The organism is Amycolatopsis sp. Poz14, assembly GCF_006704225.1.
Lineage (GTDB): Bacteria > Actinomycetota > Actinomycetes > Mycobacteriales > Pseudonocardiaceae > Amycolatopsis > Amycolatopsis nivea.
Window position 1 is genome coordinate 9,147,449 of sequence record NZ_JACLHD010000001.1, and the last position, 26,590, is coordinate 9,174,038.

26 protein-coding genes are annotated in these 26,590 nt (G+C 69.2%); 13 read left to right on the plus strand and 13 right to left on the minus strand.

Going from position 1 to position 26,590, the window contains the following annotated elements:
* Window positions 1-61: 61 nt before the first annotated feature.
* Together FKO37_RS42380 and FKO37_RS42385 are read right to left on the minus strand one after the other, a co-directional pair.
* On the minus strand, window positions 62-2,635 hold the full coding sequence (locus FKO37_RS42380) for an ABC transporter permease (protein ID WP_238608019.1): 2,574 nt from the start codon (window positions 2,633-2,635) through the stop codon (window positions 62-64).
* A complete protein-coding gene (locus FKO37_RS42385; protein WP_037812034.1) occupies window positions 2,635-3,432 on the minus strand; it encodes an ABC transporter ATP-binding protein in 798 nt (265 codons plus the stop codon). The genes FKO37_RS42380 and FKO37_RS42385 overlap by 1 nt, the downstream gene beginning before the upstream one ends.
* 137 nt (window positions 3,433-3,569) lie before the next feature.
* Here FKO37_RS42385 and FKO37_RS42390 point away from each other — a divergent pair, with 137 nt between their 5' ends.
* Window positions 3,570-4,850 carry a sensor histidine kinase gene (locus tag FKO37_RS42390; RefSeq protein WP_238608020.1) on the plus strand — a complete coding sequence of 427 codons (1,281 nt, stop codon included), beginning with the start codon at window positions 3,570-3,572 and terminating at the stop codon, window positions 4,848-4,850.
* Window positions 4,851-4,919: 69 nt separating this feature from the next.
* Here FKO37_RS42390 and FKO37_RS42395 read toward each other — a convergent pair whose 3' ends face one another.
* From FKO37_RS42395 to FKO37_RS42415, 5 genes are all read right to left on the minus strand, one after another.
* A complete protein-coding gene (locus tag FKO37_RS42395) occupies window positions 4,920-5,564 on the minus strand; it encodes a response regulator transcription factor (RefSeq protein ID WP_043839341.1) in 645 nt (214 codons plus the stop codon).
* Window positions 5,565-5,977: 413 nt separating this feature from the next.
* Complete coding sequence (locus FKO37_RS42400) at window positions 5,978-6,766, minus strand: hypothetical protein (RefSeq protein ID WP_238608021.1); 789 nt, start codon at window positions 6,764-6,766, stop codon at window positions 5,978-5,980.
* Window positions 6,766-8,052 carry a type III PLP-dependent enzyme gene (locus FKO37_RS42405; RefSeq protein WP_238608022.1) on the minus strand — a complete coding sequence of 429 codons (1,287 nt, stop codon included), beginning with the start codon at window positions 8,050-8,052 and terminating at the stop codon, window positions 6,766-6,768. Before FKO37_RS42405 ends, FKO37_RS42400 begins: the two co-directional genes overlap by 1 nt.
* A 12-nt stretch (window positions 8,053-8,064) precedes the next feature.
* Complete coding sequence (locus FKO37_RS42410; RefSeq protein WP_238608023.1) at window positions 8,065-8,979, minus strand: 3-oxoacyl-[acyl-carrier-protein] synthase III C-terminal domain-containing protein; 915 nt, start codon at window positions 8,977-8,979, stop codon at window positions 8,065-8,067.
* 73 nt (window positions 8,980-9,052) lie between these two features.
* Complete coding sequence (locus FKO37_RS42415; protein ID WP_238608024.1) at window positions 9,053-9,412, minus strand: hypothetical protein; 360 nt, start codon at window positions 9,410-9,412, stop codon at window positions 9,053-9,055.
* Between the two features lie 45 nt (window positions 9,413-9,457).
* Between FKO37_RS42415 and FKO37_RS42420 the strand changes: the two genes are divergently transcribed.
* The 3 genes from FKO37_RS42420 to FKO37_RS42430 are packed head-to-tail and all read left to right on the plus strand — an operon-like array spanning window position 9,458 to window position 11,443.
* On the plus strand, window positions 9,458-9,904 hold the full coding sequence (locus FKO37_RS42420; protein ID WP_238608025.1) for a MarR family transcriptional regulator: 447 nt from the start codon (window positions 9,458-9,460) through the stop codon (window positions 9,902-9,904).
* Between the two features lie 37 nt (window positions 9,905-9,941).
* On the plus strand, window positions 9,942-10,838 hold the full coding sequence (locus FKO37_RS42425; protein ID WP_238608026.1) for an NAD(P)H-binding protein: 897 nt from the start codon (window positions 9,942-9,944) through the stop codon (window positions 10,836-10,838).
* Complete coding sequence (locus FKO37_RS42430; protein WP_238608027.1) at window positions 10,835-11,443, plus strand: CPBP family intramembrane glutamic endopeptidase; 609 nt, start codon at window positions 10,835-10,837, stop codon at window positions 11,441-11,443. Before FKO37_RS42425 ends, FKO37_RS42430 begins: the two co-directional genes overlap by 4 nt.
* On the opposite strand, the gene FKO37_RS42435 is transcribed toward FKO37_RS42430, so the two are convergent.
* A complete protein-coding gene (locus FKO37_RS42435) occupies window positions 11,410-12,597 on the minus strand; it encodes an FAD-dependent oxidoreductase (protein ID WP_238608028.1) in 1,188 nt (395 codons plus the stop codon). The two genes, FKO37_RS42430 and FKO37_RS42435, sit on opposite strands and share 34 nt — an antisense overlap.
* A 130-nt stretch (window positions 12,598-12,727) precedes the next feature.
* Between FKO37_RS42435 and FKO37_RS42440 the strand changes: the two genes are divergently transcribed.
* Complete coding sequence (locus FKO37_RS42440; RefSeq protein ID WP_051173179.1) at window positions 12,728-13,174, plus strand: MarR family winged helix-turn-helix transcriptional regulator; 447 nt, start codon at window positions 12,728-12,730, stop codon at window positions 13,172-13,174.
* On the opposite strand, the gene FKO37_RS42445 is transcribed toward FKO37_RS42440, so the two are convergent.
* Window positions 13,159-13,782: a VC0807 family protein gene (locus FKO37_RS42445; RefSeq protein ID WP_037812049.1), complete on the minus strand. Its 624-nt coding sequence runs from the start codon at window positions 13,780-13,782 to the stop codon at window positions 13,159-13,161. The genes FKO37_RS42440 and FKO37_RS42445 overlap by 16 nt on opposite strands.
* A 224-nt stretch (window positions 13,783-14,006) precedes the next feature.
* Between FKO37_RS42445 and FKO37_RS42450 the strand changes: the two genes are divergently transcribed.
* The 3 genes from FKO37_RS42450 to FKO37_RS42460 are packed head-to-tail and all read left to right on the plus strand — an operon-like array spanning window position 14,007 to window position 16,419.
* Entirely contained in the window at window positions 14,007-14,615 is a 609-nt protein-coding gene (locus FKO37_RS42450) for a DUF1453 family protein (RefSeq protein ID WP_037812051.1), read from the plus strand.
* Entirely contained in the window at window positions 14,612-15,766 is a 1,155-nt protein-coding gene (locus tag FKO37_RS42455; RefSeq protein ID WP_238608029.1) for a sensor histidine kinase, read from the plus strand. Before FKO37_RS42450 ends, FKO37_RS42455 begins: the two co-directional genes overlap by 4 nt.
* Entirely contained in the window at window positions 15,763-16,419 is a 657-nt protein-coding gene (locus tag FKO37_RS42460; protein WP_238608030.1) for a response regulator transcription factor, read from the plus strand. Before FKO37_RS42455 ends, FKO37_RS42460 begins: the two co-directional genes overlap by 4 nt.
* A gap of 15 nt (window positions 16,420-16,434) precedes the next feature.
* Here the strand turns inward: FKO37_RS42460 and FKO37_RS42465 are convergent, their stop codons facing one another.
* Complete coding sequence (locus FKO37_RS42465) at window positions 16,435-17,331, minus strand: hypothetical protein (protein WP_238608031.1); 897 nt, start codon at window positions 17,329-17,331, stop codon at window positions 16,435-16,437.
* Window positions 17,332-17,558: 227 nt separating this feature from the next.
* On the opposite strand from FKO37_RS42465, the gene FKO37_RS42470 reads away from it, so the two are divergent.
* From FKO37_RS42470 to FKO37_RS42485, 4 genes are read left to right on the plus strand one after another with little or no spacing between them, the layout of a single operon-like run.
* Entirely contained in the window at window positions 17,559-18,578 is a 1,020-nt protein-coding gene (locus tag FKO37_RS42470) for a D-isomer specific 2-hydroxyacid dehydrogenase family protein (RefSeq protein WP_238608032.1), read from the plus strand.
* Window positions 18,571-19,608, plus strand: a complete 1,038-nt coding sequence (gene vanA, locus FKO37_RS42475; protein ID WP_238608033.1) for a D-alanine--(R)-lactate ligase — start codon at window positions 18,571-18,573, stop codon at window positions 19,606-19,608. Before FKO37_RS42470 ends, vanA begins: the two co-directional genes overlap by 8 nt.
* Complete coding sequence (gene vanX / locus FKO37_RS42480; RefSeq protein WP_037812060.1) at window positions 19,605-20,213, plus strand: D-Ala-D-Ala dipeptidase VanX; 609 nt, start codon at window positions 19,605-19,607, stop codon at window positions 20,211-20,213. The genes vanA and vanX overlap by 4 nt, the downstream gene beginning before the upstream one ends.
* A complete protein-coding gene (locus FKO37_RS42485) occupies window positions 20,214-21,311 on the plus strand; it encodes a glycosyltransferase (protein WP_238608034.1) in 1,098 nt (365 codons plus the stop codon).
* On the opposite strand, the gene FKO37_RS42490 is transcribed toward FKO37_RS42485, so the two are convergent.
* Both FKO37_RS42490 and FKO37_RS42495 read right to left on the minus strand, forming a co-directional pair.
* Window positions 21,261-22,355, minus strand: coding sequence for a cell wall metabolism sensor histidine kinase WalK (locus tag FKO37_RS42490; protein WP_240016076.1), 1,095 nt, complete (start codon window positions 22,353-22,355; stop codon window positions 21,261-21,263). The genes FKO37_RS42485 and FKO37_RS42490 overlap by 51 nt on opposite strands.
* 14 nt (window positions 22,356-22,369) lie before the next feature.
* Window positions 22,370-23,044 (minus strand): response regulator transcription factor, encoded by a 675-nt coding sequence (locus FKO37_RS42495; RefSeq protein ID WP_037812063.1) that lies wholly within the window; start codon window positions 23,042-23,044, stop codon window positions 22,370-22,372.
* Window positions 23,045-23,132: 88 nt separating this feature from the next.
* Here FKO37_RS42495 and FKO37_RS42500 point away from each other — a divergent pair, with 88 nt between their 5' ends.
* Window positions 23,133-23,669 carry a M15 family metallopeptidase gene (locus FKO37_RS42500; RefSeq protein WP_238608035.1) on the plus strand — a complete coding sequence of 179 codons (537 nt, stop codon included), beginning with the start codon at window positions 23,133-23,135 and terminating at the stop codon, window positions 23,667-23,669.
* Here the strand turns inward: FKO37_RS42500 and FKO37_RS42505 are convergent.
* Window positions 23,666-26,425, minus strand: a complete 2,760-nt coding sequence (locus tag FKO37_RS42505; protein WP_238608036.1) for a BTAD domain-containing putative transcriptional regulator — start codon at window positions 26,423-26,425, stop codon at window positions 23,666-23,668. The two genes, FKO37_RS42500 and FKO37_RS42505, sit on opposite strands and share 4 nt — an antisense overlap.
* Window positions 26,426-26,590: the final 165 nt, after the last annotated feature.

Here is a 26,590-nt window from a genome sequence, read left to right on the forward strand (position 1 = left end):
CGGGCTGACCGCGCGCTGACAGCTGGGGGCAGTCAGCGGCGGGCGGCCGCCCAGGGGTCACCTATTCAGGAGAGAGCATGGCGATCGAGGTCTTGCCGCGCACCGCGAGCCACGTCGGGAAGAGCGTGGCGACCATGCTTACCACGACCGCGAGCACGACCACCACCCCATAAATCCACAATGGACCATAGGGCAGCCAGCTGTCGGACACCGCCTGGCTGAACGGGACCAGCATCGCGAGCGAGACGGCGGTGCCGAGAACCACGCCGATGATCGCGACGACGATCCCCTCCACGGCCATCACGCCGAGCACCTGGCCCCGGCTCGACCCGGCCAGCCGTTGCAGGCCGAACTCGCGCCGCCGGTGCGCGGTCGAGAGCACGAGCGTGTTCACCACCGAGATCGCCGCGTAGAGCAGGATCATGCCGACCACGAGGTAGTTGACCCAGGCGTTCGCTTCCTGTTCCTGCACGAACTTGGCGGTGAGCGTGTCCCGGTTGGCGACCTGCACGCCGGGCGAGGACTGCGCCAGCCCGTCGAGCGTGCTCATCAGCTGGGAGACGCTCGTGCCCGCCGCCGCGGTGACGAGCACCTGCGACGCGATCCCGTCGGTCGTGTGCGGAGCCAGCGTGCCCGCGGGCAGCAACGCCGTCGCGAACTCCGCCGCTGAGCGCAGGGTCGCCACCACTCGCAGCCGCACCTGTGCGCCGTCGCCGAGCCGCAGGCCGATCTCGTCGCCGACCTTGACGTGCAGCCGGGTCGCGTTGTCGACCGGGAGTGCGATGGTGTTGCCCTGCAACGCGTCCAGCGAACCGGTCGCGACCTCGGACGCCCGGGTCTTCGCGACCGCGTCACCGGTTACCCCGGTCAGCGCCAGCCCGTCCTCGTCCTGGCTCGAGTCCGACGGCTTCTCGTTGTAGCCCTTGCTGGTCACGTACGCCGAAGCGGTGCCGACCCCGGGCAGCGCCCGGACCTTGTCGAGCAACCCGGTGCCGACGTCGCCGGTGGACGAAGTGACGACCGCGTCCGCCGAAAGGTTCGACGCGTACTTCTGCTTCGCCGATTCCACCTGCGTGGTCTGGAAGTAGAGCATGAACACGGCCAGCGTCGTGGCGAGCATGACCGGCACGACCGCACCGGACATCGGCAGCCAGCGCACCCGGGCGTTGGCCATCGCGAGATAGCCGGACAGCCCGCTCACCGCCCGCACCGGAACCCGCAGCACCGCGACCATCACCCGGGTGATTCCCGGCGCGAAGAGCGCCACCGCCGCCGCGACGAGCGTGACCGCCGGACCGGCCGTACTGGCCGCGAGCGGGCCGTCCATCACGGTGATCGTCAGGTACGCGAGCGCCACGCCGCCGATCAGGCTGCCAATGCCCCACCACAGCCGGAACGACGTCAGCCAGCGCTTCGGCGAGACCAGTTCCTGCATCGCCTCCACCGGACGCGTCCGCCCGGCGTACCGCGCGGCGACGAATCCCGCGCCCCACGCGGACAGCAGGCCCACGAGAATGCCGGCGGCGGTCGGAATCCAGTCCTGGTGATATGCCAGCACCGGTTCGAAGACGCCGAACCCGGACAGCCGGTCGAACAGCCAGTTCCCGAGCAGTTCGCCGGGGAAAGCGGCCAGCACGGTCGCGAGGATCCCGATCACCATCGACTCCGCGGTGATCATCCGGCTCACCTGTTTGGGCGTCGCGCCGACCGCACGCAGCAACGCGACCTCGCGCCGCCGCTGCTGCACCGACAGACCCAGCGTGCTGGCCACCACGAACAACGCGACCTGCACGGCCAGCCCGCCGAACACCGCGGCCAGGATCACCAGGATTTCGCCGCCGTCGCTCGCCTGCGCGAACTCGGCCGTCCCGCGCGCTACTCCGGTCAGCGCGACCGCGTGCTGGTCGCGGACCACGTTCGCGATCTGGGTGCTCAGCGCGGCCGGATCCGTGCCTGCGGCGGGAAGCACGCCGAACGCGTCGACCTGACCGGTCGCGGGTGTCAGCGCAAGGGCGTCTTCGTGGGAGAAGAACACCGCGTCGGACGCTATTTTCCCGCCCGCGACAGCGATTCCGACCACCTGGAAGGACCGGACCCCGCCGTGCACGGCGATCTGCACCGAACCGCCCGAGGCGACCCCGGTGGCCGCGGCCGTCGACTGGTCGAGCACGACTTCGCCGCTTCGCTGCGGAGCCCGCCCGTCGGTCAGCGAATACGGGGCCAGCTCGGCGGTCGCCCAGTCGTGGCCCAACGCGGTGCCGCGCACCAGTTTCACGTCGGGATCCGCGGGCAGCGTCGCCGGGATCGACACGTCGGGAATGACCTTCGCGACGCCCGGAACGGCCGCGATCTTCGCCCCGAGCGACGCGTCGAGGCGCACCCGTTCGGGCAGGGTCGCGGATTCGTGGTCCTCGTCCTCGGTGCCCGGGTTCGTCGGCGGCAGGTTGTAGTGCTGGTCGCCTGCGACCACCACCGGGGCCTCGGCCAGCCGCTGCGGCGGCACCCGCGGCGAGATCCCGGTCTGCATGAGCCCGCCGCACGCCATCACGATCGCGGTTCCGACGAGCAGCGCGACGAACGTCGCGGTGAATCCGGCCTTGCGGAACCGGAGGGTGCTCAGGGCAAGGCGCAGCATCAGCGCACCGTCCCGACTGTGTTCCGGCCGTCGCGGCCGAGCCGCGTCGTGCGTGCGCTCAACGCGGTCAGGCCGCGCGCGACCTCGTCCACGGTCGGTTCGTGCAACTCTCCGGCGAACTGCCCGTCGGCGAGGAACAGCACCCGGTCGGCGTAGGAGGCGGCGACCGGGTCGTGCGTCACCATCACGATGGTCTGCCCTTCGGCCCGCACCGCGGCGCGCAGCAGGTCCAGGATCTCGCTCGCGGACGTCGTGTCCAGCGCGCCGGTCGGCTCGTCGGCGAAGGTCACGTGCGGACGGCTGACCAGCGCGCGGGCGATCGCCACGCGCTGCTGTTGGCCGCCGGACAATTCACCGGGCCGGTGCCCGCGCCGTCCGCCGAGCCCGACCTGCTCGATGATCCGGTTCACCAGCGCCGGATCGGCCTTCTTCCCCGCCAGCCGCAGCGGAAGCGTGACGTTGTCGACCACGTCGAGCGACGGCAGCAGGTTGAACTGCTGGAAAATGAATCCGATGTGGTCGCGGCGCATGCGGGTCAGCTGCGCCTCGTCGAGCCGGCCGAGATCCTGGTCGGCCAGCACGACCGTGCCCGAATCCGGCTGGTCGAGCCCGGCCGCGCAGTGCAGCAGGGTGCTCTTGCCCGAACCGGACGGTCCCATCACCGCGGTGAAACTGCCGCGGGCGAACGAAACCGAGATCCCGTCGAGTGCGACGACGCGGGCCCGGTTCCCTCCGTAGAACTTGGTGACGGAGCGGAGCGTCACCGCATCCGTGCTTGGCTGTCCGGACTGGTACATCGGTCACTCTCCCAGGCGCGTCGGGTACAGAAGAAACCTACGAGCGGCAGGGGCGGATTCCGATGGTGCTAACTCTTCGATCCGGACTGGTCCTAGCACCCCTGCCGGGAAAGCCGGGAACAGCACATAATCGGGACATGCCCTCCACCGATGCCCGCGAGCCGGCGGCACCGAAGCCCTGGTTCGCGCGGGGCGGCCTCGCCGTGCTGCACAGCACCGCGCTGGGTCTGCTCGCACCGGTCGAGGTGGTGCTTTTCGCGCTCCTGGCCTGCGCTGCTTCCCTGCTGGGCGTCGGCGTCGGGGTGTTCCTGATCCCGCCGGTGGTCTACGCCGTCCGCGCGGTCGCCAATTTGCAGCGGAAACTGCACGGTGCCTGGACCGGACGGGAGGTGCCGCAACCGTATCTCCCGCTGCCCGAGGGCACGCGGTTCTTCCAGGTGTTCGCCCGGTTGCTGGCCGACCGTGCCACCTGGCGGGACACGGCCTGGCTGCTGGTGGACTGCACGATCGGGTGCCTGCTCACGCTGGCCCCGCTGGCGCTCGTGGTCGACGGCGTGCGCGGGCTGCTGATGCCGTTGCTCTACCCGGTTCTGGACGATTTGTGGCTCGGCGACTGGTACGTGGCACTGCCGGTGGACAACCCGGCCGTCGCCTGGATCGCGGTCGTGCTGGGCCTGCTGCATTTCCCGCTCGTCCTGTGGGCGGCCCCGCACCTGCTGAAACTGCACGCGGCGCTGGCGGCGAAATTCCTTTCCCCGTCCGAAAGCACCGTGCTCGCCCAGCGCGTCCAGCACCTCACCACCACGCGCGACGACGCGGTCGGCCACCAGGCGCTGGAACTGCGCCGGATCGAACGCAATCTGCACGACGGCGCGCAAGCCCGCCTGGTCGCGATGGGAATGACGCTCGACGCGGCCGCGAAACTCGCCGAACGGCAGCCGGAAGCCGCGAAGAGCCTGATGGAAGAGGCCAAGGCGAGCTCAGTGAAAGCACTGCAGGAACTGCGCGATCTGGTGCGCGGGATCCAGCCTCCGGTGCTGGTCGACCGCGGTCTCGCCGACGCGGTCCGCGAACTCGGGATGGAGGCGACGCTGGAGATGGAGACCACCGTCGACCTCCCCGGCCGGTTCGCGCCCGCCGTCGAGACCGCCGCGTATTTCACCGTTTCCGAGGTGCTCAACAACGCGATGAAGCATTCCGGCGCGGATTCCGGGAAAATCGACATGCACCATTCCGCCGGACGGCTGTCCATCACGGTCACCGACTACGGCAACGGCGGCGCGGACCCGTCCAAGGGCACCGGCCTGCGGGAACTCGAACGCAGGCTCGCCCCGCTGGACGGATTCCTCACCGTGCTCAGCCCGCTCGGCGGCCCGACCTCGGTGGTCATCGAAATCCCGTGCCGGCCGATCGGCTGAACGCTCAGCGCCTGTCGTGAGTAGCGATGCCCGGTATCGCCACGCACGACGCGCGGTATCGGCGCGCAGTCAGCGGCGCAGGTAGGCCAGCACCGCCTGCACCCGCCGGTTGCTGTCCTCGGACACCGGCAGCTGCAGCTTCGCCAGGATGTTGTTGATGTGCTTGGACACCGCCTTTTCGGTGACGAACAGCTCGGCGGCGATGTTGCTGTTGGACCGCCCCTCGGCGATCAGCCGGAGCACGTCGTTCTCGCGCGGGGTGAGGCTCTCCAGCGCGACGTCGCGCGTGTTGTGCGTGAACAGCCGCGACACCACTTCAGGGTCCATCATCGTGTTGCCCGCGGCGACCCCGCGCAGGACGTCGACGAAGTGGTCGCCGTCGAGCACCCGGTCCTTGAGCTGGTAGCCGACCGCGCCCGCGCCGTCGGCCAGCAATTCGTTGACGTACAAGCGTTCGACGTATTGCGACAGCACCAGCACCGGCAGCCCCGGCACCTGGCGGCGCGCCTCGATCGCCGCGCGCAACCCCTCGTCGGTGAACGACGGCGGAAGCCGGATGTCGACCACGCCGACGTCCGGCTTCTCCGTGACCAGCGCGTTCAGCAGATCCGGCCCGTTGTCGAGCGCCGCGACGATCGTCATCCCGTGCGCTTCGAGCAGCCGGACCAGCCCGTCGCGGAGCAGGAACTGGTCTTCGCCGATGACCACGCGCACAGATCTTCACCTTTTCTTCGCCGCGGCAGTTCCGCTCCCGATTATAGGGGCGCGGAGGGCTCGCTTTCCCCGGCGAAGGCGCAAATTCCCCGTGTCGGTTCGGCCCGCGCCTGAAGGTCCGTGAAGGGCTCCTTGAGGGAATCTGATTCCTTCAAGGAGCCCTTCACGGACGGCGAGCCACGGCTGAGGCGACGCGGCTTCGACCCAGCGCAGCCGCACCGCGGTCAGGCGTGCAGGGGTGCGGAGGGCTCGCTTTCTCGAGCGAAGGCGCAAATTCCCCGTGTCGGTTCGGCCCGCGCCTGAAGGTCCGTGAAGGGCTCCTTGAGGGAATCTGATTCCTTCAAGGAGCCCTTCACGGACGGCGAGCCACGGCTGAGGCGACGCGGCTTCGACCCAGCGCAGCCGCACCGCGGTCAGGCGTGCAGGGGTGCGGAGGGCTCGCTTTCTCGAGCGAAGGCGCAAATTCCCAGAGTCCCGCGAATCGGGTCGTAATCAGCGAGAACCGCAGGCGGCTCGGCCCACAAGGCGGTAGCGGAGCGTCCTTCCACGACCGACCCGCCAGTCAAACCTGGCCCATAACGATCCGCCGACGCGAGCCGATCAGCCTCGGCTCGAGCGTCGGCCGGGTCGATTCCGGGCAGCAGCGCAACGCGAGTACTGCCTGCTCCGGACTCGAACAGTAGCGCGGTCGCCGCGTCCACGGGCGGGCGGGCTCCGGCGTACGGCATTCCCCGCTGCTCCATGACGAGGATCAGCACGCGCCGCATCGGCCTCCGGCGCGCGTATCCGGCCGCCACCCGCAGGGCGAGGAAACCGGCGAGCGGGCCCTGTCCGGAGACCGAGTACGTCATCGGGCCGCCCGGCAGCACCGCGGTCAGGTTGACCGGAGCGGACAGGCGCGGGTCGAAGTCGGGGCCGTCGTGGGCGACGACGACCAGGTCGATCGGCTCGCGCACCTGGTCGTGCAGCAATTCCCGGGCCAGGGAGATGAACGTGTTGCCTTGCGCTTGGGCGACCAGCTCCGGCGAGTAGCCGACGTCGTGTCCGGCGGCCAGATCGGTGAAGTACCGCGTCATGATCGGGCCGTCGAGCCGGTCGGCACCAGAGTCGAAACGCCGGTGCAGCACGGTTTTCAGCCCCATCGGCAGCACGGCGAACGGCGAGGTCCGCGTGGTCGCCACGGGAGCGCCGGCGCTGAACATCAGCCCTCCACCGCGGGAACCGGCAGCCGGTGCAGGTGCTGGCGGCGCAGCAGGTCCTCCGGCTGGTCCCGTTCGCTGATCACATAGGACTGTCCATCATGGACCAAAACCTCGGCGGGGTAGCCGTGGCTCAGGAACAGCACCGGTGACGCGCTCGGGCCATAAGCACCGGAGCGTTCCACGCCGATCAGGTCGCCCGGCTGCACCGGCGGCAGCGGGATCTTCTTGCCCAGCACGTCGTTCGGCGTGCACAGCGGGCCGGTGATCTGCCAGGTTTCGGTGGCCGGTTCGTCGATCCGGTTCAGCAGCCGCATCGGGAAATCGCGCTTGACGTAAGAACCGATGCCGACCGCGGCCATGTGGTGGTTGGTGCCGCCGTCAGCGACCGCGAAGTTCTGTCCCAGCGAGGTTTTGACGTAACGGACGCGCACGACGTAGGTGCCGCTCATCGCGGTCAGGTAGCGGCCCAGCTCCATCACGAGCCGAGTGTCCGGATGCCGCGTGGCGAACTCGTCGATCACCGGGTTCAGCCGCGAGGTCAGCAGATCGAGGTCGAGGTCGCGTTCCCCGTCGAAGTACGCCACGCCCAGCCCGCCGCCGACGTCGACCAGGTCGAGCCCGAAGCCCAGCCGCGCGGACAGCTGTTCGGCCAGCGCGAAGATGCGCGTGGTGTTCTCCACCACCGATTCCTCGCTGAGAATGCGCGTGCCCATGTAGACCTGGACGCCCATGATCCGCACATTCGCGTGCCGGGAAACCAGATCCTCGGCGGCGAACAGCTGTTCCTCGTCCATGCCGAACTGGCGCGGCTTCCCGCCCATCGTCAGCCCGGACCCCTTGACCGCGAAGCTCGGGTTGACCCGCAACGCCACCCGCGCTCGCACTCCGCGCGCCGCGGCGAGCTGGTCGATCAACGCGAGTTCCCCGAAGGATTCGCAGACGATCGCCGCGATGTCCTCGTCCAGACAGGCTTCGAGTTCCGCCTGGCTCTTGCCAGGGCCGAGGAAAATGATGTCGTTCGGCGACACTCCAGCACGGCGTGCGGTGCGCAGTTCGGCGAGGCTCGAAACCTCCGCGCGAGCCCCATTGTCGTGCAGCACAGCCAGAATCGACACATTCGGGTTCGACTTCAGCGAGAAGAAGACCTCCATGCTGTCGTGCAGTTCCCGCCGCAGCCGGGCCATCCGGCCGGACAGCTCGCCGCCGTCGTAGACGAACAGCGGGGTTCCGTAACGGTCGGCCAGCTCGGTGATCCCGACGCCCTCGATCTCGAGTTCCGTACTCATCAGGTTCTGCTCCTAGTGTTCGAAGACCATCGCGGAAAACGTCGAGCCGAGGCCGACCGAAACCATCAGGTAGCGCTCGCCCGGGTTCAGCAGCCCGAGCCGGGTCGCGGTGTGGTAGTTGAGAAACGGGTCCGCGCAGAAACAATGGCCGGTGCGCGGGACGTTGCCGAGGAAGATCCGCTTCCGCGGCACGTCCATCGCCTCCGCCGCGCGGATCCACGAAACCTTGTTGACGTTGTGCGGAAGGACGAGCGCGAGATCGCCCGCCGCGCACCCGGCGGCCTCGAGCGCGGCGCGGGTGACGTCGCCCAGCGCGTCCGGATAGATCTGCCGGAACACCTTGTTCTGCTCTTCGTTCGTGATGACCTCGCCGCCGGGACCGCCGAGCGTCGTCGTCGCGTAGCCGAGCAGCCGGTCCCGTTGCCCGCCAGGCGCGACCAGCACCGCGGCGGTCCCCTCGCCCATCACCGCGACGTCCGGGATGATCTGCGCGGCGGGGGTGAAAGCCTTCTCCCCAGCGAGAATCAGCGCCAGCGCGTCCGGGTCGCCGTCCTGTTCGAGCAGTGCGCCGGCGAGGTCGAGGGCGAGCAGCCCGGACGCACAGGCGTGATCGGTGACGGTGAAGGCGAGCGCGTTCTGCAGCCCCAGCCTCTGTTGCACTTCGGCCAGCGGATCGAACGGATGCGGCGACGCCGCGGGCACGGTCTTGGGCCGCAGGACGTAGCGGACGCGTTCCTCGACCCCGGCGAACCCGTCGAGCTTCGCGACCGCGCCGAGCAGCATCTCGGCCTCGGACTCGGGCGACCGGCAGACCTCGGACAACCCGTAGATGCGATGCAGCCTGCGCAACTGGGCGTCGGTGAGGCCGAGCGCGTCCTGCAGCGTCGCGATCGGCACCGCGGCGGGCAGGTAACTGGACACAGACATCAGGCACGTCACCCCGACAGCGTCGCAACCGGCACTGACGTGACGCTGACGCGCGGCTTTCAACCGGCTTCGTTCACCACAGCACGACGGCGGCGAGCACATGCACCGCGCCCACCACGGAGCTTCCCGCGATCATCCCCTTCTCCCCGCGGAAGATCCCGATGCCGACGTCTCCGGCCTGCGCGACCGCCGCCGCGATCAGGACCACCGCGCAGACTGGTCCAGACCAGATGAACGGCACCACCGCGGCCGCGCAGCCCAGCGGCACGGCTCTGACCGCGTACATCCAGCTGTAGAACTTCTCGCCGTTCGCCGGCGCCTCGCTGTGGCTCAACGCCGCCGGCCGCACGGCCGCCACCACCGCGAAAACAACGCTGACCACCGCGAGCACGGCATTGGCCACCACCAGGACGATCATCATTACCTCACTCATCAATTATTTACAGATTGAACTGTGCACAGATGATAGAGTACCCGCGTGGCGACCGACAGCTCCTTGCCCGAGACCGCGGCCTTCCGGCTCATGGTGCTCGGCACCGACCTGGCGAACGACTTCGCCGGGCACCTGCGCGAAACCGGGCTGACGCCCAAACACCTCGGGACGCTCGCCATGGTCGACCAGGGTTTCGCCCGGACCCAGGACGACATCGCCCGGCTCATGCGGGTGAGTCCCAGCCTGGTCGTCCGGCTGGCCGACCAGCTGGAGCAGCGCGCCCTCATCGAGCGGCGCCGGGACCCGGACAACCGGCGCAAGCACATCCTCACCGTCACCGCGGAAGGGAAATCCCTGCTGGCCGAGATGGGTTCGCTCGCGGCGGCCGTCGACGCCGAACTGGACGCCGTGCTCGGCTCGCGGCTCGGCGGCCAGCTGGACGAGGCGCTCTCGCGGCTGATGGGCAAGCTCATGACGGACCGGCAGCGGTGATCAGCGGAATTCCGCTCGTCCGGCTACCGTCGCAAGCATGCGGGTACTGGTCGCCGGAGCCTCGGGGTTCGTCGGCAGACGGTTGTGCCCGGCGCTGATCGACGCCGGGCACGACGTGCTCGCCATGACCCGCCGCCAGGACAGCTACCGCGGCGCCGGTCAGCCGGTCCACGGCGACGTCGCCGACATCGGTTCCTTGCGGGACGCGCTCAAGAACGTCGAAGCCGCCTACTACCTGGTGCATTCCCTGGACAGCACCGATTTCCAGCAGCGCGACGCCAACGCGGCCCGCTCGTTCGCCCGTGCCGCCGCGGAAGCCGGAGTGCGCCGGATCGTCTACCTCGGCGGTCTCGGCGACGACGCGGACTCGCTGTCGGCGCATCTGGCCAGCCGACGCGAGGTCGAACAACTGCTGGCGGAGACCGGGGTACCGGTGACCGTGCTGCGCGCGGGGATCGTCATCGGGCACGGCGGGACGTCGTGGGAGCTGACCCGCCAGCTCGTCGAACGCCTGCCCGCGATGATCACGCCGCGCTGGGTCGGGACGCGCACGCAGCCGATCGCGCTCGCCGACGTCGTCCGCTACCTGGCCGGAGTGCTGGAGCATCCCGAGACCGAGGGCCGGACGTTCGACATCGGCGGCCCGGAGGTGCTGACCTACCGGGACATGCTGCAGCGCGTCGCGGTGATCGAGGGCCGGATGCTGGCGATCGTGCCGGTCCCGCTGCTCACGCCCCGGCTGTCGTCCTACTGGCTTTCGCTGGTCACCGACATCGACGCCACGACCGGGCGTGCGCTGATCGACTCGATGGGCAACGAGGTCGTCGTCCGCGACGACGCCATCCGCCGCATCGTCGATTTCGAGCCGATGGGCTACAACGACGCCGTGCTGCAAGCACTGGGCGAACGAGCGCGGCGTCGGCGGGCCAAGTGAAGAGGTTCCTGGCAGCGGTGACCGCGGCGGGCTCCGGGCTGCTGGGCGCGTCCTTGGCGAGCAAGCCGGGGTCGCGCCGGTTTCACGCGCTGACCGCGTCGGTCGCGGCGACCTGGTTCGCCGGAGCGCGCGCGGCCGGGCCGGTGCCACGAGGTCGTACCGCCGTCGTGCAGCCGGTATTGGCGGGCGCGGGCGCGTTCGGCGTGTTTTACGGCTGCGCACTGGTCGCTCGCCGAATTCCGTTGCTGCGCCGGGCAATCACCGGCGTGCTCGGCCACGCCCATCACGGTTCGACGCCGACCGTGGTGACGACGACGCTCGTAACCGGTGCCGCTGAGGAGATTTTCTTCCGCGGCACGCTTTACGACGCATTCGGCGCGCGAACATCGACCGTGATGTACGTGCTGTCGACCACGGCGACACGGAATCCGGCGTTGGTGCTGGCGTCGGCGACCATGGGGACGCTCTTTACGCTGCAACGCCGTTGGGGCGGCGGTGTTCAGGCACCCTTGTTGACGCACGTGACCTGGTCCGCCCTGATGATCGGCTTCCTGCCGCGGCTTTTCCCGCCTCAGGATTCCAGCACCGGCGGAGTGGGTCCGTAGGCATTGGCGCGGGCGGCGCGAGCGCGGGCACCCGGGATGCCGGTGAGCAAACGCAGCAGCCGATACGGCGGGGCGGCCGGACGACCACGCTCCCTCGCGCGAGCGGCGCGTTGTTCCAGCCGGACCTGCTGCGCCTGCACCTGCCGGATCGCGGGTTCGCGTTCGGCCTGAATCCGCGCGAGGGCAGCGTCGGACGTATCCCGCACGAGGTGGTTGGCCGCGGCTACGGCGTCCTGGATCGCCATGAGGATTCCGTTTCCGCCGACCGGCGAGATGACGTGCGCGGCGTCGCCGATGAGCAGCAGCCCTGGCCGCCACCAGCGCTCCACCCGGGAGATGTCGACCGACAGCAGGGTCGTCTGGCCGAAATCGGTCAGCAGCTCGGCACGGTCGGCCAGCCACGGCACGTGCTCGGCGAGGAACGCCCGGATCGGGCCGACGCCCTGTTCGCGAGCCTCGGCGTAGCCGCCCTTGGGCAGGCTGTACCCCACCTGCCAGCCGCTGGTCCCGGCAAGGAGGCCGACGTAGTGGTGCCGGCCGAAGAAGAGGTCGACGTCGGCGTCCGGCGGGTCCTCGGGACGGTGCGGCAGCCGGAACCACAGCAGGTCGGTGGTGGCGCCGAGGGAGCGCGCCGGAGCGTCTGCCAGGCGGCGGATCCGGGAGAAGCGGCCGTCCGCGCCGACCACGAGCGCGGCGGGCTGGTCGTGGGTACCGGTGTCGTCGCGGTAGCGGACGCCGATGATCCGGCCGTCGTCATCGCGGTTCAGATCGACGACTTTGGCACCGGTACGCACACTCGCGCCCGGGAGCGCGGCGGTTTCGGCGGCGAGGAAATCGAGGAAGTGCGCCTGCGGCATCAGGGCGACGTAGTTGTACGGCGAGGAGAGCTTGCCGTAGTCGGCGGTGGTGATCGACCCGGCCGGGGTGTGGAAGCGGAAGAAGCGCGCTTTGTGATGCGGAAGGGCGAGCAGCCGGTCGGCCAAGCCGAGGCGGTCGAGCAGTTCGAGCGTGTAGGGATGCAGCGAATCGCCGCGGAAGTCGCGGTCGAAGTCCTGGTGCGCTTCCAGCAGCGTGACCGGGATTCCGGCGCGGCCGAGCAGGTAGGCGAGCATCATGCCGCCGGGTCCGCCGCCTGCGACGACCACGCCGGTCATTCCGCCTCCGGTTCGAGGCCGTCGAGCAGCTTCCGCACCATCTCGGCATTGACGTGGGCTATTTCGCTAGATTTTCTAGCCATACCCGGCACTGTACCTCGTCGCTAGAAATTCTAGCTACTATGCCGACGTGGCGGACGAGCAAGCGGCGCGGGACCTCTCCCTGGCAGTGCGGCGGCTGCTGCAAGCGGGCCGGGGCATGCAGGCGGCGCTGGCGCGGAAACTGTCGCTGCGGGTCACCGACGTGCAAGCCCTCGACCAGGTCGTTTCCAGTCCGGAGCCGATCGGGCCCGGCGAGCTGGGCACCCGGCTCGGCATCACCTCGGCGTCGGCGACCGTGCTGGTCGACCGGCTCGCCGCGGCCGGGCACCTGGCCCGCCACGCCGATCCGGGCGACCGGCGGCGCGTCCACCTCGAGGCCACCGACCACGCGCGCGAGGACGTCCGGAACGCGCTGGGCCCGCTGCTCGCCGAGATGGAAGCCATCACGGATCGGCTCGAGCCCGAGCACGTCCCGGTCGTCCTGTCCTTCCTGGACGACGTCGCGGCGGCGATGCGCGCCTACGACCGGCGCTGAACCGCCTGCTCGCCCCGCCGCCGGGTCAGCAGCGTCCACCCGATCAGCCCGGCGAACGCGACGACCATCAACGCCTGCGAAAAAGCGGCCGCCGTGTCGAACGGCAGCGTGTAGACGCCCACGATGCGCAGCACGGAGTCGGCCGTCAACCCGAGGCCCCAGACCAGCGAGACCTGGTACCAACGCCGCCGCAACCTCGCGTCGCCCGCGGTGGCCTCGAATTCTCGCTGCTGCTCTCCGCCGGCCGAGAGCGCGAAGCGTCGAGCCGCGTAGTACGCGAGCGGCCGGTTGAGCACGCAGCTGCCGACTAGAGCGACGCCGGCGCAGAAGGTCGTCACCGATTCCTTCGCCAGCAACAGGCGCGGGTCGCCGGTCAGGAAGCTCAACCCGAGGCCCAGGCCGAAAAGCAGCACGAGGAACGACGAGAAGAGGTCGAGCCGCCGCTGTGCCACCGCGACCCAGATCGTCCGCAGTCCCGCGACGATCGTGCCGATCAGCAGTGACACGTAGGCGCTCGCGCCGAGCAGGTTGGCCGCGTAGTAGGCGACGACGGACAGGCCGACGTCCAGGAACAAAGTGGTGATCATCGTGCGGGCGTGCGAGGTCATGCCGTACTCCCCGATTTTGGCTTGGCTGCTGGGATTCGCCAGGAAAACGCTACGGTCGCCGCGCCCGGCCGTCTTGGCGCCGCGGGCGTATCCCGGGTGGAGAAATCCAGGGCCGGGTGGAGGCGTTTCTCCACCCGCGAATACGCCGCTCACCGCACGACTTCGCCGCCGTTCCGCCGTAGTTTTCTCGGCATCGGAACGAAATCGAAAGGCAGGAACAACCCATGAGCGGACCCGTGGAGATCGTCCTGATCGTGGCGGCGGTCGGCTACCTGATGGTGCGGCGGATGATCGGCGAACCCGCGCAGGCCAAGCAGATGCTGATCCTGCCCGCGATCCTGTCCGTCGTCGGCCTCAGCACGGTGTCCGGCGACGTGAAGACCGCGGCCTCGCTGGTCTTCCTGATCGGCACCGCGGCGATCAGCGTCGTCCTCGGCGTCCTGCGCGGGTACAGCGTCCGGATTTCCCGGCGCGACGGCACCGCCTTCGTCCGCTACACGCCGGTCACCGTCGGGCTGTGGGTGGCGAACATCGTGGTCAAGATCGGCGTGAACGTCGCGCTCGACGCGTTCGCCCCGCAGGACGCGGGCGGCGTCTCGAACAGCATGCTGCTCACCATCGGCGTCGGCATCCTCGCCGAGGGGCTGGTCGTGCTCTACCGCGCACTGCGCGCCGGGCACCAGGTCATGTGGACCCGGGGCAGCGACGGCGCGCCCGGGCAGACCTCGCCGCTGCTGGACAACATCCAGCGCAACCTCACCGGCCGCCCGGCCGAGTGGAACACTCAGTCCGCGCACGACGCCGGCCAGACGAGGAGGAACCTGGTCCCATGAGCACGACGGACCGGCGGTCGCTGTCCCTTCTCGGGCAGTACCGGGACGAGCTGATCCAGCCAGCCCTCGTCCTCACCGCGATCGCCTGCACCGCGGTTCAATGGCCGGACGCGACCATCGCGTACCGGCCATTGGCCTTGTCGCTGTTCGTGCTGTGCTCGGTCGCCGGGATCGTCTCGCTGCTGCCCTGGGCGCGGGTCGCGGAGAACCGGCAGATCACCGTGATGGGCGCGTACATGCTGTTCGGCGCGCTGCTCCTGCCGCTCGCGCACGGAACGTTCGCGGCGATGTTCCCGTTCGTCGCCGCGTCCGCCTCCGGGGTCAAGCTCGCGTCCCGCCGGGCCGCGGTGACCATCGCGGTCGCCGGATCGGTCATCGCGGCCGCCGCGACATGGACGGTCGGCGAGCTGTTGCCGGGCTTCCCGGTGTGGCCGGTGTGGGTGCCCCTGACCGTGGGTCTGCCGGTCGCGGTCGGCATCTCGCACCACGACCGTCTCGACGCCGTCCGCAACGCCCAGCTCGCCGCCGACTCGGCCCAGCGCGCCCGCGAGTCCGAAGCCCGCGAGGCAGCGCTCGTCGAACGCGGCCGGATCGCGCGCGAGATTCACGACGTCCTCGGTCATTCGCTCTCCGGGATCGCCCTGCAATTGGACCTGGCCGACGCACTGCGCGGCAGCGGCCGCGACGACGAGGCAGCCGCCGCGGTCCGCAAGGCACGCGCCATCGCCGTCGACTCGATCAGCGAGACCCGCCGCGCAGTGCACGCGCTGCGCGAAGACACCTTGCCGCTGCCTGAGACGTTGAGCCAGCTCGCCGAACACGCGTCGGCCGAGTACGCGATCGAGGGCGAAGCCGGCTCGGTCGGCCCGGAGACCACGCACACCATGGTCCGGGCGGCGCAGGAGGCGATGACCAACGCGGCCAAGTACGCGCCGGGCGCGACTCGCAGCCTCCGGCTCGCCTTCACCGCCGATCATGTCAGGCTGACCGTGCACAACGGGCCCGCGACCGAACCCCGCCGCGCCGAACTGGCCGGCGGTTCCGGGGTCGGGCTCGTCGGGATGCGCGAACGGGCCGCCCTGCTCGGCGGCACCCTGAAAGCAGGACCGGCCGGCGACGGCTGGACCGTGGAACTGGAGCTGCCTCGATGACCGACCGCCCGATCAGTCTCGTTGTCGTCGACGACCAGGCGACTGTCCGCGAAGCGCTCGCGGTCATGCTCGACCTCGCCGAGGACGTCAACGTCGTCGCGACCGCGACCAACGGCGCGGAAGCGGTCAAGGCGGCGCAGGAACACCGTCCGGACGTCGTGCTGATGGACCTCAACATGCCGGTGCTCGACGGGGTCGGCGCGACCGGGCGCATCCGCGAAAGCCAGCCGGACACCACCGTTCTCGTGCTCACGACGTTCGACGACGACGAGTCGATTCTGGCCGCACTGCAGGCGGGCGCGAGCGGATACCTGACCAAAGAAGCGGACCGCACCACGATCCTGCACGCCGTGCGCACCGCGGCGCAGGGCCAGACCGTGCTCTCGCCCGAGGTGCAGCGACGGTTGCTCGCCCTGGCCGCCAAACCGGCCCCGCCCGCCGAACCGGATCTGGCGCTGACCGCACGCGAACGCGAAATCCTCGGCCTGATCGGCGACGGCCTGCGCAATCCGGAAATCGCGGCCGCCTTGGTCATCAGCGAGGCGACCGTGAAAACCCACATCAACAACCTTTTCGCCAAGGCCGGCTTCCACTCGCGCGCCGACGCCGTCCGCTACGCGCTCAACTATCAGAACGGCCGGCGTCGGCCATAACTTGCGGCGCGGTTCTTATCCAGGCAGGTCTTCGAGACCGAGCCGGTACCAGTCGTCCCGGGTCACGACGTGCAAGTCCGCGCCCCGCCCGAAAACCCGGGCATCTCGCGGTACTTCCTCCCCATCCGGCAACACGAGCCGGTACTCGCCGGTGAGCCGGAACCGGTCGTCATCGAGCACTCCGGCAACCAGCCGATCCCGGTACGCCTCGTAACCGCCGTAGAAGGCCAGCCGGGAACCACGCACTGCCAACGCGGTGGCGCTGCGGATTTCGTTGCGCCACCCGGTCACGCCGCCGTCGTGGATCCGGACGACGGGCCACTCGGTGTAGAAGCACGTCCATGCGGTGTCGCCATCGACGTTGAGGGCGTAGCAATCCAAGATGTGCCCCCACGCCGCCCGCGCGGAATCGGGGTAGCGCCATTGCTCAGTCAACTCGGCCGAGAACCGGACCAGCCCGCTCCGGCCAACGGGAGGCGCGGCACCGTCGTCACCCCAGCCGTGCGAACCGAGGACGCCTTCGTCGAAGTAGCCGACCCAGATCTCGCCGTTCCGGGTGGTTTGCACGTGATCGATGCCGTCGCCGAAGGTCTGCTCGGCCACGGCTTCACCGTCGGAGTCGTAGACGATCGCGTTGCGGTCCGGGCCTTCAGACCGCCAGGTGCACCGCGCGTCGACCATGAGCACGCGACCGTCCGGCAGTGGCTGCACCGTCGGATGCGCCAGCCGAAAATCCGGAATCCGCGCGGCGACAGCCATTTCCGGCACATGCACGGTCACCCGCACCGGACGCGAGGCGCGTACTTCCGGAAGCTTCACCGCTCGGTCGGCAGGGGCCGACCACACCGCCAGTAGCTCACCGAGCGGCCCGATCGACTCCGAGATCCGCACGTCTCCCGGGTGCGGAGGCACGATTCGCGCATGATGCCAGGCGTGGACGGTCGGCAGGGCCAAGACCGCCGCCCGGCGTGCCGCGTTCTTTTGCTCCCACTCCCCCACTCGTCTATCCGACCACGCTGAGGTCTGCGAGCTCCACCGGTTTTCCCACCATCACCCCCGGCGACCCGCGATCCGCATATCGTCCGTGTATCGGAAACCGCATACGTGCTGGCAACATCCTCCTGCCTTGACTGGCACCCATGACCTACCGCGAACCGGCACGTGCTGCGGGGCTTCGGGTTCGGTCGCTGGTTCCGGCGGCCGGGATCACGATCTATGGCTGCGGGCCCGACGAAGCCGCTCTGGTCGAGGAGGCGGTGTCTCGCTTGGGGGTGACACCGACTGTCACCGCGGCGGCGTTGTCCGAAGCCACTGTCGAACTCGCCGCCGGGAATCGGTGTGTCAGCGTCAGTCACAAAACCCGCATCACCAATGGCACCTTGCGCGCGCTCAGCGACGTCGGCGTCAAGTATCTCTCGACGCGGAGCATCGGCTGCAACCATCTCGACGTCGAATATGCCGAGAAAATGGGCATCACAGTGGAAAACGTGGCGTATTCGCCCGACAGTGTCGCTGATTACACGCTCATGTTGATGCTGATGGCGATCCGCAACGCGAAGTCCCTCATCCGCCGGACCGACGCGCACGATTACCGATTGAGCCACACCCCTGGAAAAGAACTGCGCGACCTCACCGTAGGCGTCATCGGAACCGGTCGGATCGGCGCGGCGGTCATCGATCGACTGTGGGGCTTCGGCGGGCAAAAGCTGGCCTACGACCTGTACCCCCGGACGTCAGCCGATTACGTTCCCCTCGACGATTTGCTGCGGCAGAGCGACATTGTCACCCTCCACACCCCGCTCACCCCGGAAACCCGGCATCTCCTTGACTGCCAACGGATCGAGCAGATGAAACCTGGCGCGATCGTCGTCAACACGGGCCGCGGCGGGCTGATCGACACCGACGCTCTCCTGTCCGCGCTGGAAAACGGCAGGCTCGGCGGCGCGGCATTGGACGTCCTCGAAGGGGAGGAAGGGATGTTCTATGCCGACTGCCGCCGCAAACCCCTCGAGAACACGAATCTGGCGCGGTTGCAAAACCTCCCGAACGTCCTGATCAGCCCGCACACCGCGTACCACACCGACCATGCCTTGCGCGACGCGGTGGAAAACAGCCTCCTCAATTGCCTGAATTTCGAAAGCTGGACAAACCATGCCTAAGCTCAAGGTCGGCGTCATCTTCGGCGGAATCTCCGAGGAACACCCCGTCTCGGTCAAATCCGCGCGAGAGGTCGCGAAGAACCTCGACCCGGAAAAATACGAACCGTACTGGGTCGGGATCACCAAGGACGGCTCGTGGCAGCTCTGCGATGGGCCCGGCGAGGCGTGGGAAGACAGCGGTCGCCCGGCGATGTTGTCGCCGGATCGGGGCGTCCACGGGCTGCTCGTCGAGGAGCAGGGCAAGTACGAACCGGTCCGGCTGGACGTCGTGTTGCCGGTGCTGCACGGCAAACTCGGCGAGGACGGCGCGATGCAGGGCCTCCTCGAACTGTCCGGAATCCCCTACGCGGGCTGTGACGTGCAGAGTTCCGCGCTGTGCATGGACAAATCCCTCGCGTACCTGGTCGTCGACAGCGCGGGCATCGCGACACCGAACTTCTGGGTCGGCACCGCGGACGAGGACGTCGAAGCCAGCAAGTTCTCCTACCCCGTCTTCGTGAAACCGGCCCGGTCCGGTTCGTCGTTCGGCGTCACCAAGGTCTCGCGCGAGGAAGACCTGCCGGGTGCGCTCGCGGAGGCGGCGCGGTTCGATTCCAAGCTGCTGATCGAGGAAGCGGTCGAGGGCAGCGAGGTCGGGTGCGCGGTCCTGGGCAACGGCGCGGACCTGATCGTCGGCGAACCGGACCAGATCCGGCTGTCGCACGGGTTCTTCAAAATCCACCAGGAGGACAACCCGGAAAGCGGCTCGGAGAACTCGACCATCCTCGTCCCCGCGGACATCCCGGCGGAGTCGCGCGCCCGCGTCCAGGCGACCGCGCAGACCATCTACCGCGCCCTGGGCTGCCAGGGACTCGCCCGCGTCGACCTGTTCCTGCTCGAAGACGGCACCGCCATGCTCAACGAGGTCAACACCTTCCCGGGCTTGACCTCCTACAGCCGGTACCCGCGGATGATGGCAGCGGCCGGACTTTCGTTCGCCGACATGCTCGACCGGATGGTGTCGCTCGCGTTGGCCGGGACGCCCCGATGAAGCCCGGTTTCGCCTTCCTCGACGAGGCCGTGCCCGGGATCCGCTGGGACGCCAAGTACGCCACCTGGGACAACTTCACCGGCAAACCGGTCGACGGCTACCTGGCGAACCGGATCGTCGGCACCCACGCCTTGTGCAGCGCACTGCAAAGCGCGCAGGACAAAGCCGCGACGCTGGGTTTCGGCCTGCTGATCTGGGACGGCTACCGGCCGCAGCGCGCCGTGGACTGTTTCCTGCGCTGGGCGAAACAGCCAGAGGACGGCCGGACAAAGCGCCAGCACTACCCGAACCTCAACCGCGCGGAGATGTTCGAAAACGGTTACGTGGCAACCAAATCCGGACACACCCGAGGCAGCACAACGGATTTGACGCTGTACCACCTGGACACCGGCGAGCTCGTCGCGATGGGCGGCGGCTTCGACCTGATGGACGCGGTCTCACACCACGGCGCACCCGGCCTCACCGCGACCGAGACAGCGAACCGGCAGCACCTCCGTTCCCTCATGGAGGACTGCGGTTTCGCCGCGTACGAATCCGAGTGGTGGCACTACACGCTGAAGGACGAACCTTATCCGGACACGTACTTCGATTTTCTCGTTGCCTAGATGGACATCAAAGCACCACGCGTGGTCGTCGCCGGAGGCCATTCGGCCGGGCACATCGAACCCGCGATGAACTTCGCCGACGCACTGCGGAGATTGGCCCCCGCCGCAGAGATCACCGCGCTCGGCACCGTCCGCGGCCTGGACACGACGCTGATCCCGGCGCGCGGGTACTCGCTGGAACTCATCCCGCCGGTCCCGCTGCCGCGCAAGGCAACCCGGGCGCTGCTGCACACGCCGTCCCGGCTGCGCGCTTCGATCCGGGCCGCCGGCGCAGTCCTCGATCAGGTCCAAGCCGACGTCGTGGTGGGCTTCGGCGGCTACGTCGCTGCCCCGGCCTACCTCGCCGCCCGCCGGCGCGGGCTGCCGATCGTCGTCCACGAAGCGAACATCCGCCCGGGAGCAGCCAACCGCATGGCGGCCAGGCTGACGCCCCACGTGTACACCGCTTCCCCGGACGTCCGGCTGAAAAACGGCACCGCGATCGGGATCCCGCTGCGCCCAGCGATCACCGGACTCGACCGTCCCGCGACCCGCGAAGCAGCTCGCCGCAAGTTCGGCCTCAACACCGATGACCCGGTCCTGCTGGTCACCGGCGGTTCGCAAGGCGCCACCACGATCAACGCCGCCGCCTCCCGCGCAGCTGCCGCATTACGGAAAGCCGGGGTGCAAGTCCTGCACATCACCGGCCCGCAGCACACCGTCGAAGCGGACGACCCGTCGTATGTCGTCCTGCCGTTTGTCGACGAAATGCAGTACGCCTACGCCGCCGCCGACTTCGCGATCTGCCGTTCCGGCGCGATGACCTGTGCCGAACTGGCCGCCGTCGGACTCCCCGCCGCGTTCGTCCCGCTGCCCGACCGCGGCGGCGAGCAACGGCTGAACGCCGGACCAGTCGTCGCGGCAGGCGGCGCACTGCTCGTCAACGACGCCAACCTGACCCCAGCGTGGATCGAATCCGCCCTCGTCCCGATCCTCATCGACCCAGCACGTCTCGCGGCGATGTCCGCCCGCGCCTCCGCGACCGGAGCACCCGACGCCGACACCGCCCTAGCGCGACACGTCCTGTCGATCGCCCAACAACATCGACCCGCCGGGTAGCCGCACCGTCACCCGAAGCCCGCCCGCAACGCCCGGCGCGAGAGAAAGCGTCCCGTCATGCGCCTGCGCGATGCTCTTCACGATCGCCAGCCCCAGCCCGACCCCAGCATGATCACGACGGATCCGCTCGGTGCCGCGCTGGAACGGCTCAGTAAACGTCCAGATCCGCTCCGGACTGACTTCCTCCCCGGTGTTTTCCACGATGAGCGTGCTCGACGTCGCGGACGCAGTCGTGCGGAGCTGCACCGTCCCGCCTTCCGGCAGGTTGTGGACGATGGCGTTGTGCAGCAGATTCGTCGTCAGCTGCAGCAAAAGCGCCCGAGACCCGTTCACGGCAGTGACATCGCCGGAGGTCTCAATGGTCACCCCGTGTTTCTCGGCGAGCGGGAGCAACGTCTCCGCGGCTTCTTCCGCCAGAAGCGACAGGTCGACGGGCTCCCGGGTGAACGACCGCTGATCCGCACGGCTGAGCAGCAGCAACGCTTCGGTGAGTTCGATCGCCCGCGCGTTCACGACGCGGAGACGCTCGTGCAGTTCGCCGATATCGCGCTCCGGGTCGTCGCGGGCGACTTCGAGGAGGCTCTGTGTGATCGCCAGCGGCGTGCGCAGTTCGTGGGAGGCATTGGCGGCGAATCTCCGCTGTTCGGCGACGTGCGCGTCGAGGCGCGCGAGCATGGCGTCGAAGCTGTCGGCGAGTTCGCGGAACTCGTCGTCGCGGCCTTCCAGTTCGATCCGGTGCGCGAGCGACCCGGTCGAAGCCTGCCGGGTCGCGGCGGTGATCCGGTTCAGCGGGGCGAGCATGCGCCCGGCGAGAATCCAGCCGCCCAGCAGGCCGAACAGCAGCAGGAGCAGCATCACGACGGCGGCGTCGGGCGCGAAATCCTTGATCAGGTCGCGGCCGGACGGGGCCATCACCACCGGCATGACCTCCAGCGCCCGGTCCTGGTAGTCCAGCAGGAAGAAACCCACCGCGCCGAGCAGCAGCGTCCCGGCCAGCATGAGGAATCCGGCGTAGCTGAGGGTCAGTTTGAGCCGGACGCTCATCCCGGGCTCGCGGATCACGCGCGGTCCGATCCGTCGTCGATCCGGTAGCCGACCCCGGGGACGGTCGCGACCAGCCACGGTTCGCCGAGCCGTTTGCGCAGCGCCGAAACCGTGATGCGCACGGCGTTGGTGAACGGGTCCGCATTCTCGTCCCAAGCCCGTTCGAGGAGTTCTTCGGCGCTGACCACCCCGCCCTCGGCCGCGACGAGCACCTCCAGGACGGCGAACTGCTTCCGGGTCAGCGCGACGTACCGGCCGTCGCGGTAAACCTCGCGGCGGAACGGGTCCAGCTTCAGTCCCGCGATTTCCCGCACCGGCGGCCGGTTGTGCGCGCGCCTGCGATCGAGCGCGCGCAGCCGGAGCACGAGTTCCCGCATCTCGAACGGTTTGGTGAGGTAATCGTCGGCGCCGAGTTCGAAGCCGGAGACCTTGTCGTCGAGCCGGTCGGCGGCGGTGAGCATGAGGATCGGCATGCCGCTGCCGGACGCGACGACGCGCTTCGCGATCTCGTCGCCCGAAGGCCCGGGGATGTCCCGGTCGAGCACAGCCATGTCATACGCGTTGACGCTCAGCATTTCCAGCGCGGTGTCGCCGTCCCCGGCGAGGTCGGCCGCGATCGCCTCCAGGCGCAACCCGTCCCGGATGGCCTCAGCCAGGTAGGGCTCGTCCTCGACGATCAGCACACGCATGCCGTCGATGCTACGAGCAGACACGTATCGCTGGCATATCCGAAACCGCGTACGTGCTGGCAACACCGGTTCGCCTTGGCTGAATGCCATGACCCGCAGCGAATCAGCACGACGCCCGGCTCTCGCCGTTTTCCGGCGAACCGTCCGCCAGGTGCTTCGCCGTCGTGGCGCATTGAGCGAGGCCGACGGAGCCGTCCCGCCCGGCACCACGGTGTTCGCCGAGATTCCGGCCGTGGCCAATCTCGACCCGGTTTTCCTGGATGCGCTGCGTCGAGCGGCGAAGGACGCCGCGAACGACGGCGTCGAATTCCGCGTCAACAGCGGCTGGCGTTCCCCGGCGTATCAGAATCAGCTTCGGCACAATGCGATCGCGAAGTACGGCTCGGAACAGGAAGCCGCTCGCTGGGTAGCCACCGCTGACCGGTCCGCGCACGTCCTGGGGAACGCGATCGACCTCGGTCCCGCCGAAGCGACGTCGTGGCTCTCGAAACACGGTGCCGCGTATGGACTGTGCCAGATCTACCGCAACGAACCGTGGCACTACGAACTGCGGCCCGAAGCCATCGACCAGGGCTGCCCGCCGATGTACGCGGACCCATCGCAAGACCCGCGATTGCAGCGCTAGCCCGGATCCGCCGCGAGCCGTTCCTGCAACCGCGCGTGCCGGAACTGGTAGACCTCGCCGACCTGACGCAGCACACCGCGGCGATGCGCGTCGTCGAGGAAACCCATCAGATCCACCGGGATCCGCTTCCGCGAGGCCAGCCACAACCGGCTGAACGTGTACGCGCCCCAAGCCCGGGAGATCCACACGCTCAGCCCCACGGCCAACCCGAACATCAGTCCCGCCGCCACCGCCTGTGCCGTGCTCGAAGCCCGCGAAAAGACCTGGCCGCCGATGATCACGCCAGCGATGCCGTAGGCGAGACTTCCCGGACTCCGCACCAAAAACCGGCCCAGCAACGCCGACGCCAGCCCGCCGGCGAAGGCCAGCGCCAGGTCGTAACGGTCGTTGAAGACGCCGAGGAACCGCGTTTCCTTCGTGAAGGCGAACGCCATCCCGTAGAACAGGCCCAGCGAGACGATGAAGGACAAGGTGAACGACAACGTCGCGGCGCGGTCGTTGCGCAGGACGCTCGCCGGACTCGACACGCGGCTCGCCTCCAGCGGCGTATCCAGCCAGACGTGCACTCCGATCGCCAGCCCGAACACAAGCGCGAGCAGGGCGATCACCCCGATCGACAGCGACCAGGCCAACCCGAGGCACACCCCGATCAGCACCCCGACCGCGAACCGGCGCAGGAACCGGCCAGCAGTACCGCGGAACCGCGCCTCCACCCGCAACGGGCCCGGTCGGCTGCCGACTGTATGCGTTACACAACCTGCCACCGCGAACGACAGCCCGTAGATCGCCCCGATCACCGGCCCTGCGGCGATCCAGCCGGTCAGCGCGAACAGCAACGCCGGCGGCAGCCCGAGGCACAGTCCCAGCACCAGCCTCGGCACCGCACGATCCAGCTGCCACCACGCGAGATCGCGGCTTTGGTCGCGTTCCAGCTGCCGGGCGAAGAAGCTCAGCCACCGCTGCGCCTGCTCCGCCGGGTAATCGCGCGGACGGGTCGGCCGGTCGAGCCGGGCGGGCGGGGCCGGTCGCGAGGTGTAGACCACGGGCAGGTACTCGTCCAGCAGATGTCCCTCGATCGCCGCGCGGTCGGGAAAGCGCGTCGTGTCGCAGAGTTCGCCGGGATCGGTCGACGGATGCGCGTACGCCGTCCTGGCCAGATCGACCATCAGCGGCGTGCGAAGGGCCTGCGCCAGCGGGCTTTCCGGATGCTGCCGCAACTGCCGGACCACCGGGTCCCAGCGGGTTTCGCCGAAGCGCTGCCGGGCGGTGAGGAAGTCGATCGCGTCCTCGGTCTCGACCGGTTCGATCTCCACCACCGCCGCGCGCGACAGAAAGGTCCCGGACTGCTCCACCGCGGATTCGTACTCGGTGCTGCGGCAGGTCACCACGAGCGGACGACCGCCGGAAACGGCCTGGTCCAGCGCGTCGATCGCGGCGGTGTGCAGTCCGGGAGCCAGCTCGTCGAGACCGTCGAGCACCGGGATGACCCGGCCTTCGAGCACCAGCCGCAGCGCCGCGCCCTTGCCGTACGCGCCGGTATTGGCCAGGCCCGGATACTCCTCGACCAGCCGTCGGGCGAGCCAGCCGTGCAGGTGTTCCTCGCGCGGATTCCACGACGACAGCGGCAGCAGCACGGGCACCGGCTCGCCCGGCGGCGGGTCGGCCAGCAGCCCCAGCGTGAGCAGAATGGCCAGCACCGACTTCCCCGCCCCCGGCTCGCCGAGCACGACCAGCTGCCGCGCCGGGACCTGCCGGAACTTCGCGACGACATCGGTGAGATCGCCGCTGAACGTCAGCCGCTCCGGGTCGCCGGGCCGGCCGAGCACCGCCGACGCGGCCGCGGCCACCGGACGCTCGGTGCTCGTCCAGGTCAGCGGCACCGGCTCCGGACGGTGCAGCGAGCGGATCTCGGTCTCCGCGGTCCACTGCCGGACGATCGCCGCCGCGAGTTCCTCGGCCGCCCGATCGAGCTGGCTCGAGGGCTGTTCCGGCTGCACCGGCTCCACGACAACCGGCTCTTCGGTCTCCCCGCGCAGGATCTGCTCGTGCAACCGGCGCACCTCGGCACCGGGATCGACCCCGAGTTCCTCAGCGAGCTGCGTCCGCAATCGCTGGAACACCGCGAGCGCGTCCGCCTGCCGCCCGCTGCGGTCCAAGGCGAGCATCAGCTGCGCGTACGGCCGTTCCCGCAGCGGATGTTCCTCGACGATCTCCCCCAGCTCGTCCACGACCTCGCGGTGCTGGCCGAGCTTCAGCTGCCAGTCGATGCACAGCTCCACCGCGTTGAGCCGCTGCTCCTCCAGCCGCGCCGCCCGCCCGGCGAGCGCCGCGGCGTCCAACCCGTCCAGCACCGGACCGCGCCACAACCGCAGCGCCGACCGGATCTTCTCGACCCCGTCCGCCAGTGCTCCGCCCTCCGCCGACTGCCGGGCGGCGGCAACGGCGTCGGTGAACCGAAGCCAGTCGACTTGCAGATTGTCGACCGTGATCCGGTAGCCCGAGCCGTCGGTGACGATGAGCTTCTGCTTGGGATCGCCGAGCCGCTCGCGGAGCACGGACACACAGTTCTGGATCTGCTTCGTGGCGGTCGCGGGCGGCTCGCCGTCCCACGTCGCCTCGATCAGCTTCGGCAGCGGGACGACCGAGTTGGGCGAGAGCAGCAAACAGGCCAGCACGCGGCGATGGCGCGCGCCGGGCAACGTCAGCCGGTCGGTCCCGTCCTGGATTTCCAGCGCTCCGAGCACGCGAAAATCCATTCCGCGACTTCCCTCCTCCGCTCCGGGTTACGAGCATACCCGCGCAGGTCACCGGCACCGCGAAGATCGAAAGGACAGACCGGGGACAGCTTGGGGACGGCGCCGGGCAGGGTGGGAACCACGTCCGGCCCCCGAGGTGGGGACCTGGTCGCCTGGCCTCCGGGC

What these genes read in the sequence shown, in the direction of transcription:
- FKO37_RS42380 (WP_238608019.1), bottom strand. Translation starts at nt 2,635, where the DNA reads ATGCTGCGCCTTGCCCTGAGCACCCTCCGGTTCCGCAAGGCCGGATTC.
- FKO37_RS42385 (WP_037812034.1), bottom strand. Translation starts at nt 3,432, where the DNA reads ATGTACCAGTCCGGACAGCCAAGCACGGATGCGGTGACGCTCCGCTCC.
- FKO37_RS42390 (WP_238608020.1), top strand. Translation starts at nt 3,570, where the DNA reads ATGCCCTCCACCGATGCCCGCGAGCCGGCGGCACCGAAGCCCTGGTTC.
- FKO37_RS42400 (WP_238608021.1), bottom strand. Translation starts at nt 6,766, where the DNA reads ATGTTCAGCGCCGGCGCTCCCGTGGCGACCACGCGGACCTCGCCGTTC.
- FKO37_RS42405 (WP_238608022.1), bottom strand. Translation starts at nt 8,052, where the DNA reads ATGAGTACGGAACTCGAGATCGAGGGCGTCGGGATCACCGAGCTGGCC.
- FKO37_RS42410 (WP_238608023.1), bottom strand. Translation starts at nt 8,979, where the DNA reads ATGTCTGTGTCCAGTTACCTGCCCGCCGCGGTGCCGATCGCGACGCTG.
- FKO37_RS42415 (WP_238608024.1), bottom strand. Translation starts at nt 9,412, where the DNA reads ATGAGTGAGGTAATGATGATCGTCCTGGTGGTGGCCAATGCCGTGCTC.
- FKO37_RS42425 (WP_238608026.1), top strand. Translation starts at nt 9,942, where the DNA reads ATGCGGGTACTGGTCGCCGGAGCCTCGGGGTTCGTCGGCAGACGGTTG.
- FKO37_RS42435 (WP_238608028.1), bottom strand. Translation starts at nt 12,597, where the DNA reads ATGACCGGCGTGGTCGTCGCAGGCGGCGGACCCGGCGGCATGATGCTC.
- FKO37_RS42445 (WP_037812049.1), bottom strand. Translation starts at nt 13,782, where the DNA reads ATGACCTCGCACGCCCGCACGATGATCACCACTTTGTTCCTGGACGTC.
- FKO37_RS42450 (WP_037812051.1), top strand. Translation starts at nt 14,007, where the DNA reads ATGAGCGGACCCGTGGAGATCGTCCTGATCGTGGCGGCGGTCGGCTAC.
- FKO37_RS42455 (WP_238608029.1), top strand. Translation starts at nt 14,612, where the DNA reads ATGAGCACGACGGACCGGCGGTCGCTGTCCCTTCTCGGGCAGTACCGG.
- FKO37_RS42460 (WP_238608030.1), top strand. Translation starts at nt 15,763, where the DNA reads ATGACCGACCGCCCGATCAGTCTCGTTGTCGTCGACGACCAGGCGACT.
- FKO37_RS42470 (WP_238608032.1), top strand. Translation starts at nt 17,559, where the DNA reads ATGACCTACCGCGAACCGGCACGTGCTGCGGGGCTTCGGGTTCGGTCG.
- vanA (WP_238608033.1), top strand. Translation starts at nt 18,571, where the DNA reads ATGCCTAAGCTCAAGGTCGGCGTCATCTTCGGCGGAATCTCCGAGGAA.
- vanX (WP_037812060.1), top strand. Translation starts at nt 19,605, where the DNA reads ATGAAGCCCGGTTTCGCCTTCCTCGACGAGGCCGTGCCCGGGATCCGC.
- FKO37_RS42485 (WP_238608034.1), top strand. Translation starts at nt 20,214, where the DNA reads ATGGACATCAAAGCACCACGCGTGGTCGTCGCCGGAGGCCATTCGGCC.
- FKO37_RS42490 (WP_240016076.1), bottom strand. Translation starts at nt 22,355, where the DNA reads ATGAGCGTCCGGCTCAAACTGACCCTCAGCTACGCCGGATTCCTCATG.
- FKO37_RS42495 (WP_037812063.1), bottom strand. Translation starts at nt 23,044, where the DNA reads ATGCGTGTGCTGATCGTCGAGGACGAGCCCTACCTGGCTGAGGCCATC.
- FKO37_RS42500 (WP_238608035.1), top strand. Translation starts at nt 23,133, where the DNA reads ATGACCCGCAGCGAATCAGCACGACGCCCGGCTCTCGCCGTTTTCCGG.
- FKO37_RS42505 (WP_238608036.1), bottom strand. Translation starts at nt 26,425, where the DNA reads ATGGATTTTCGCGTGCTCGGAGCGCTGGAAATCCAGGACGGGACCGAC.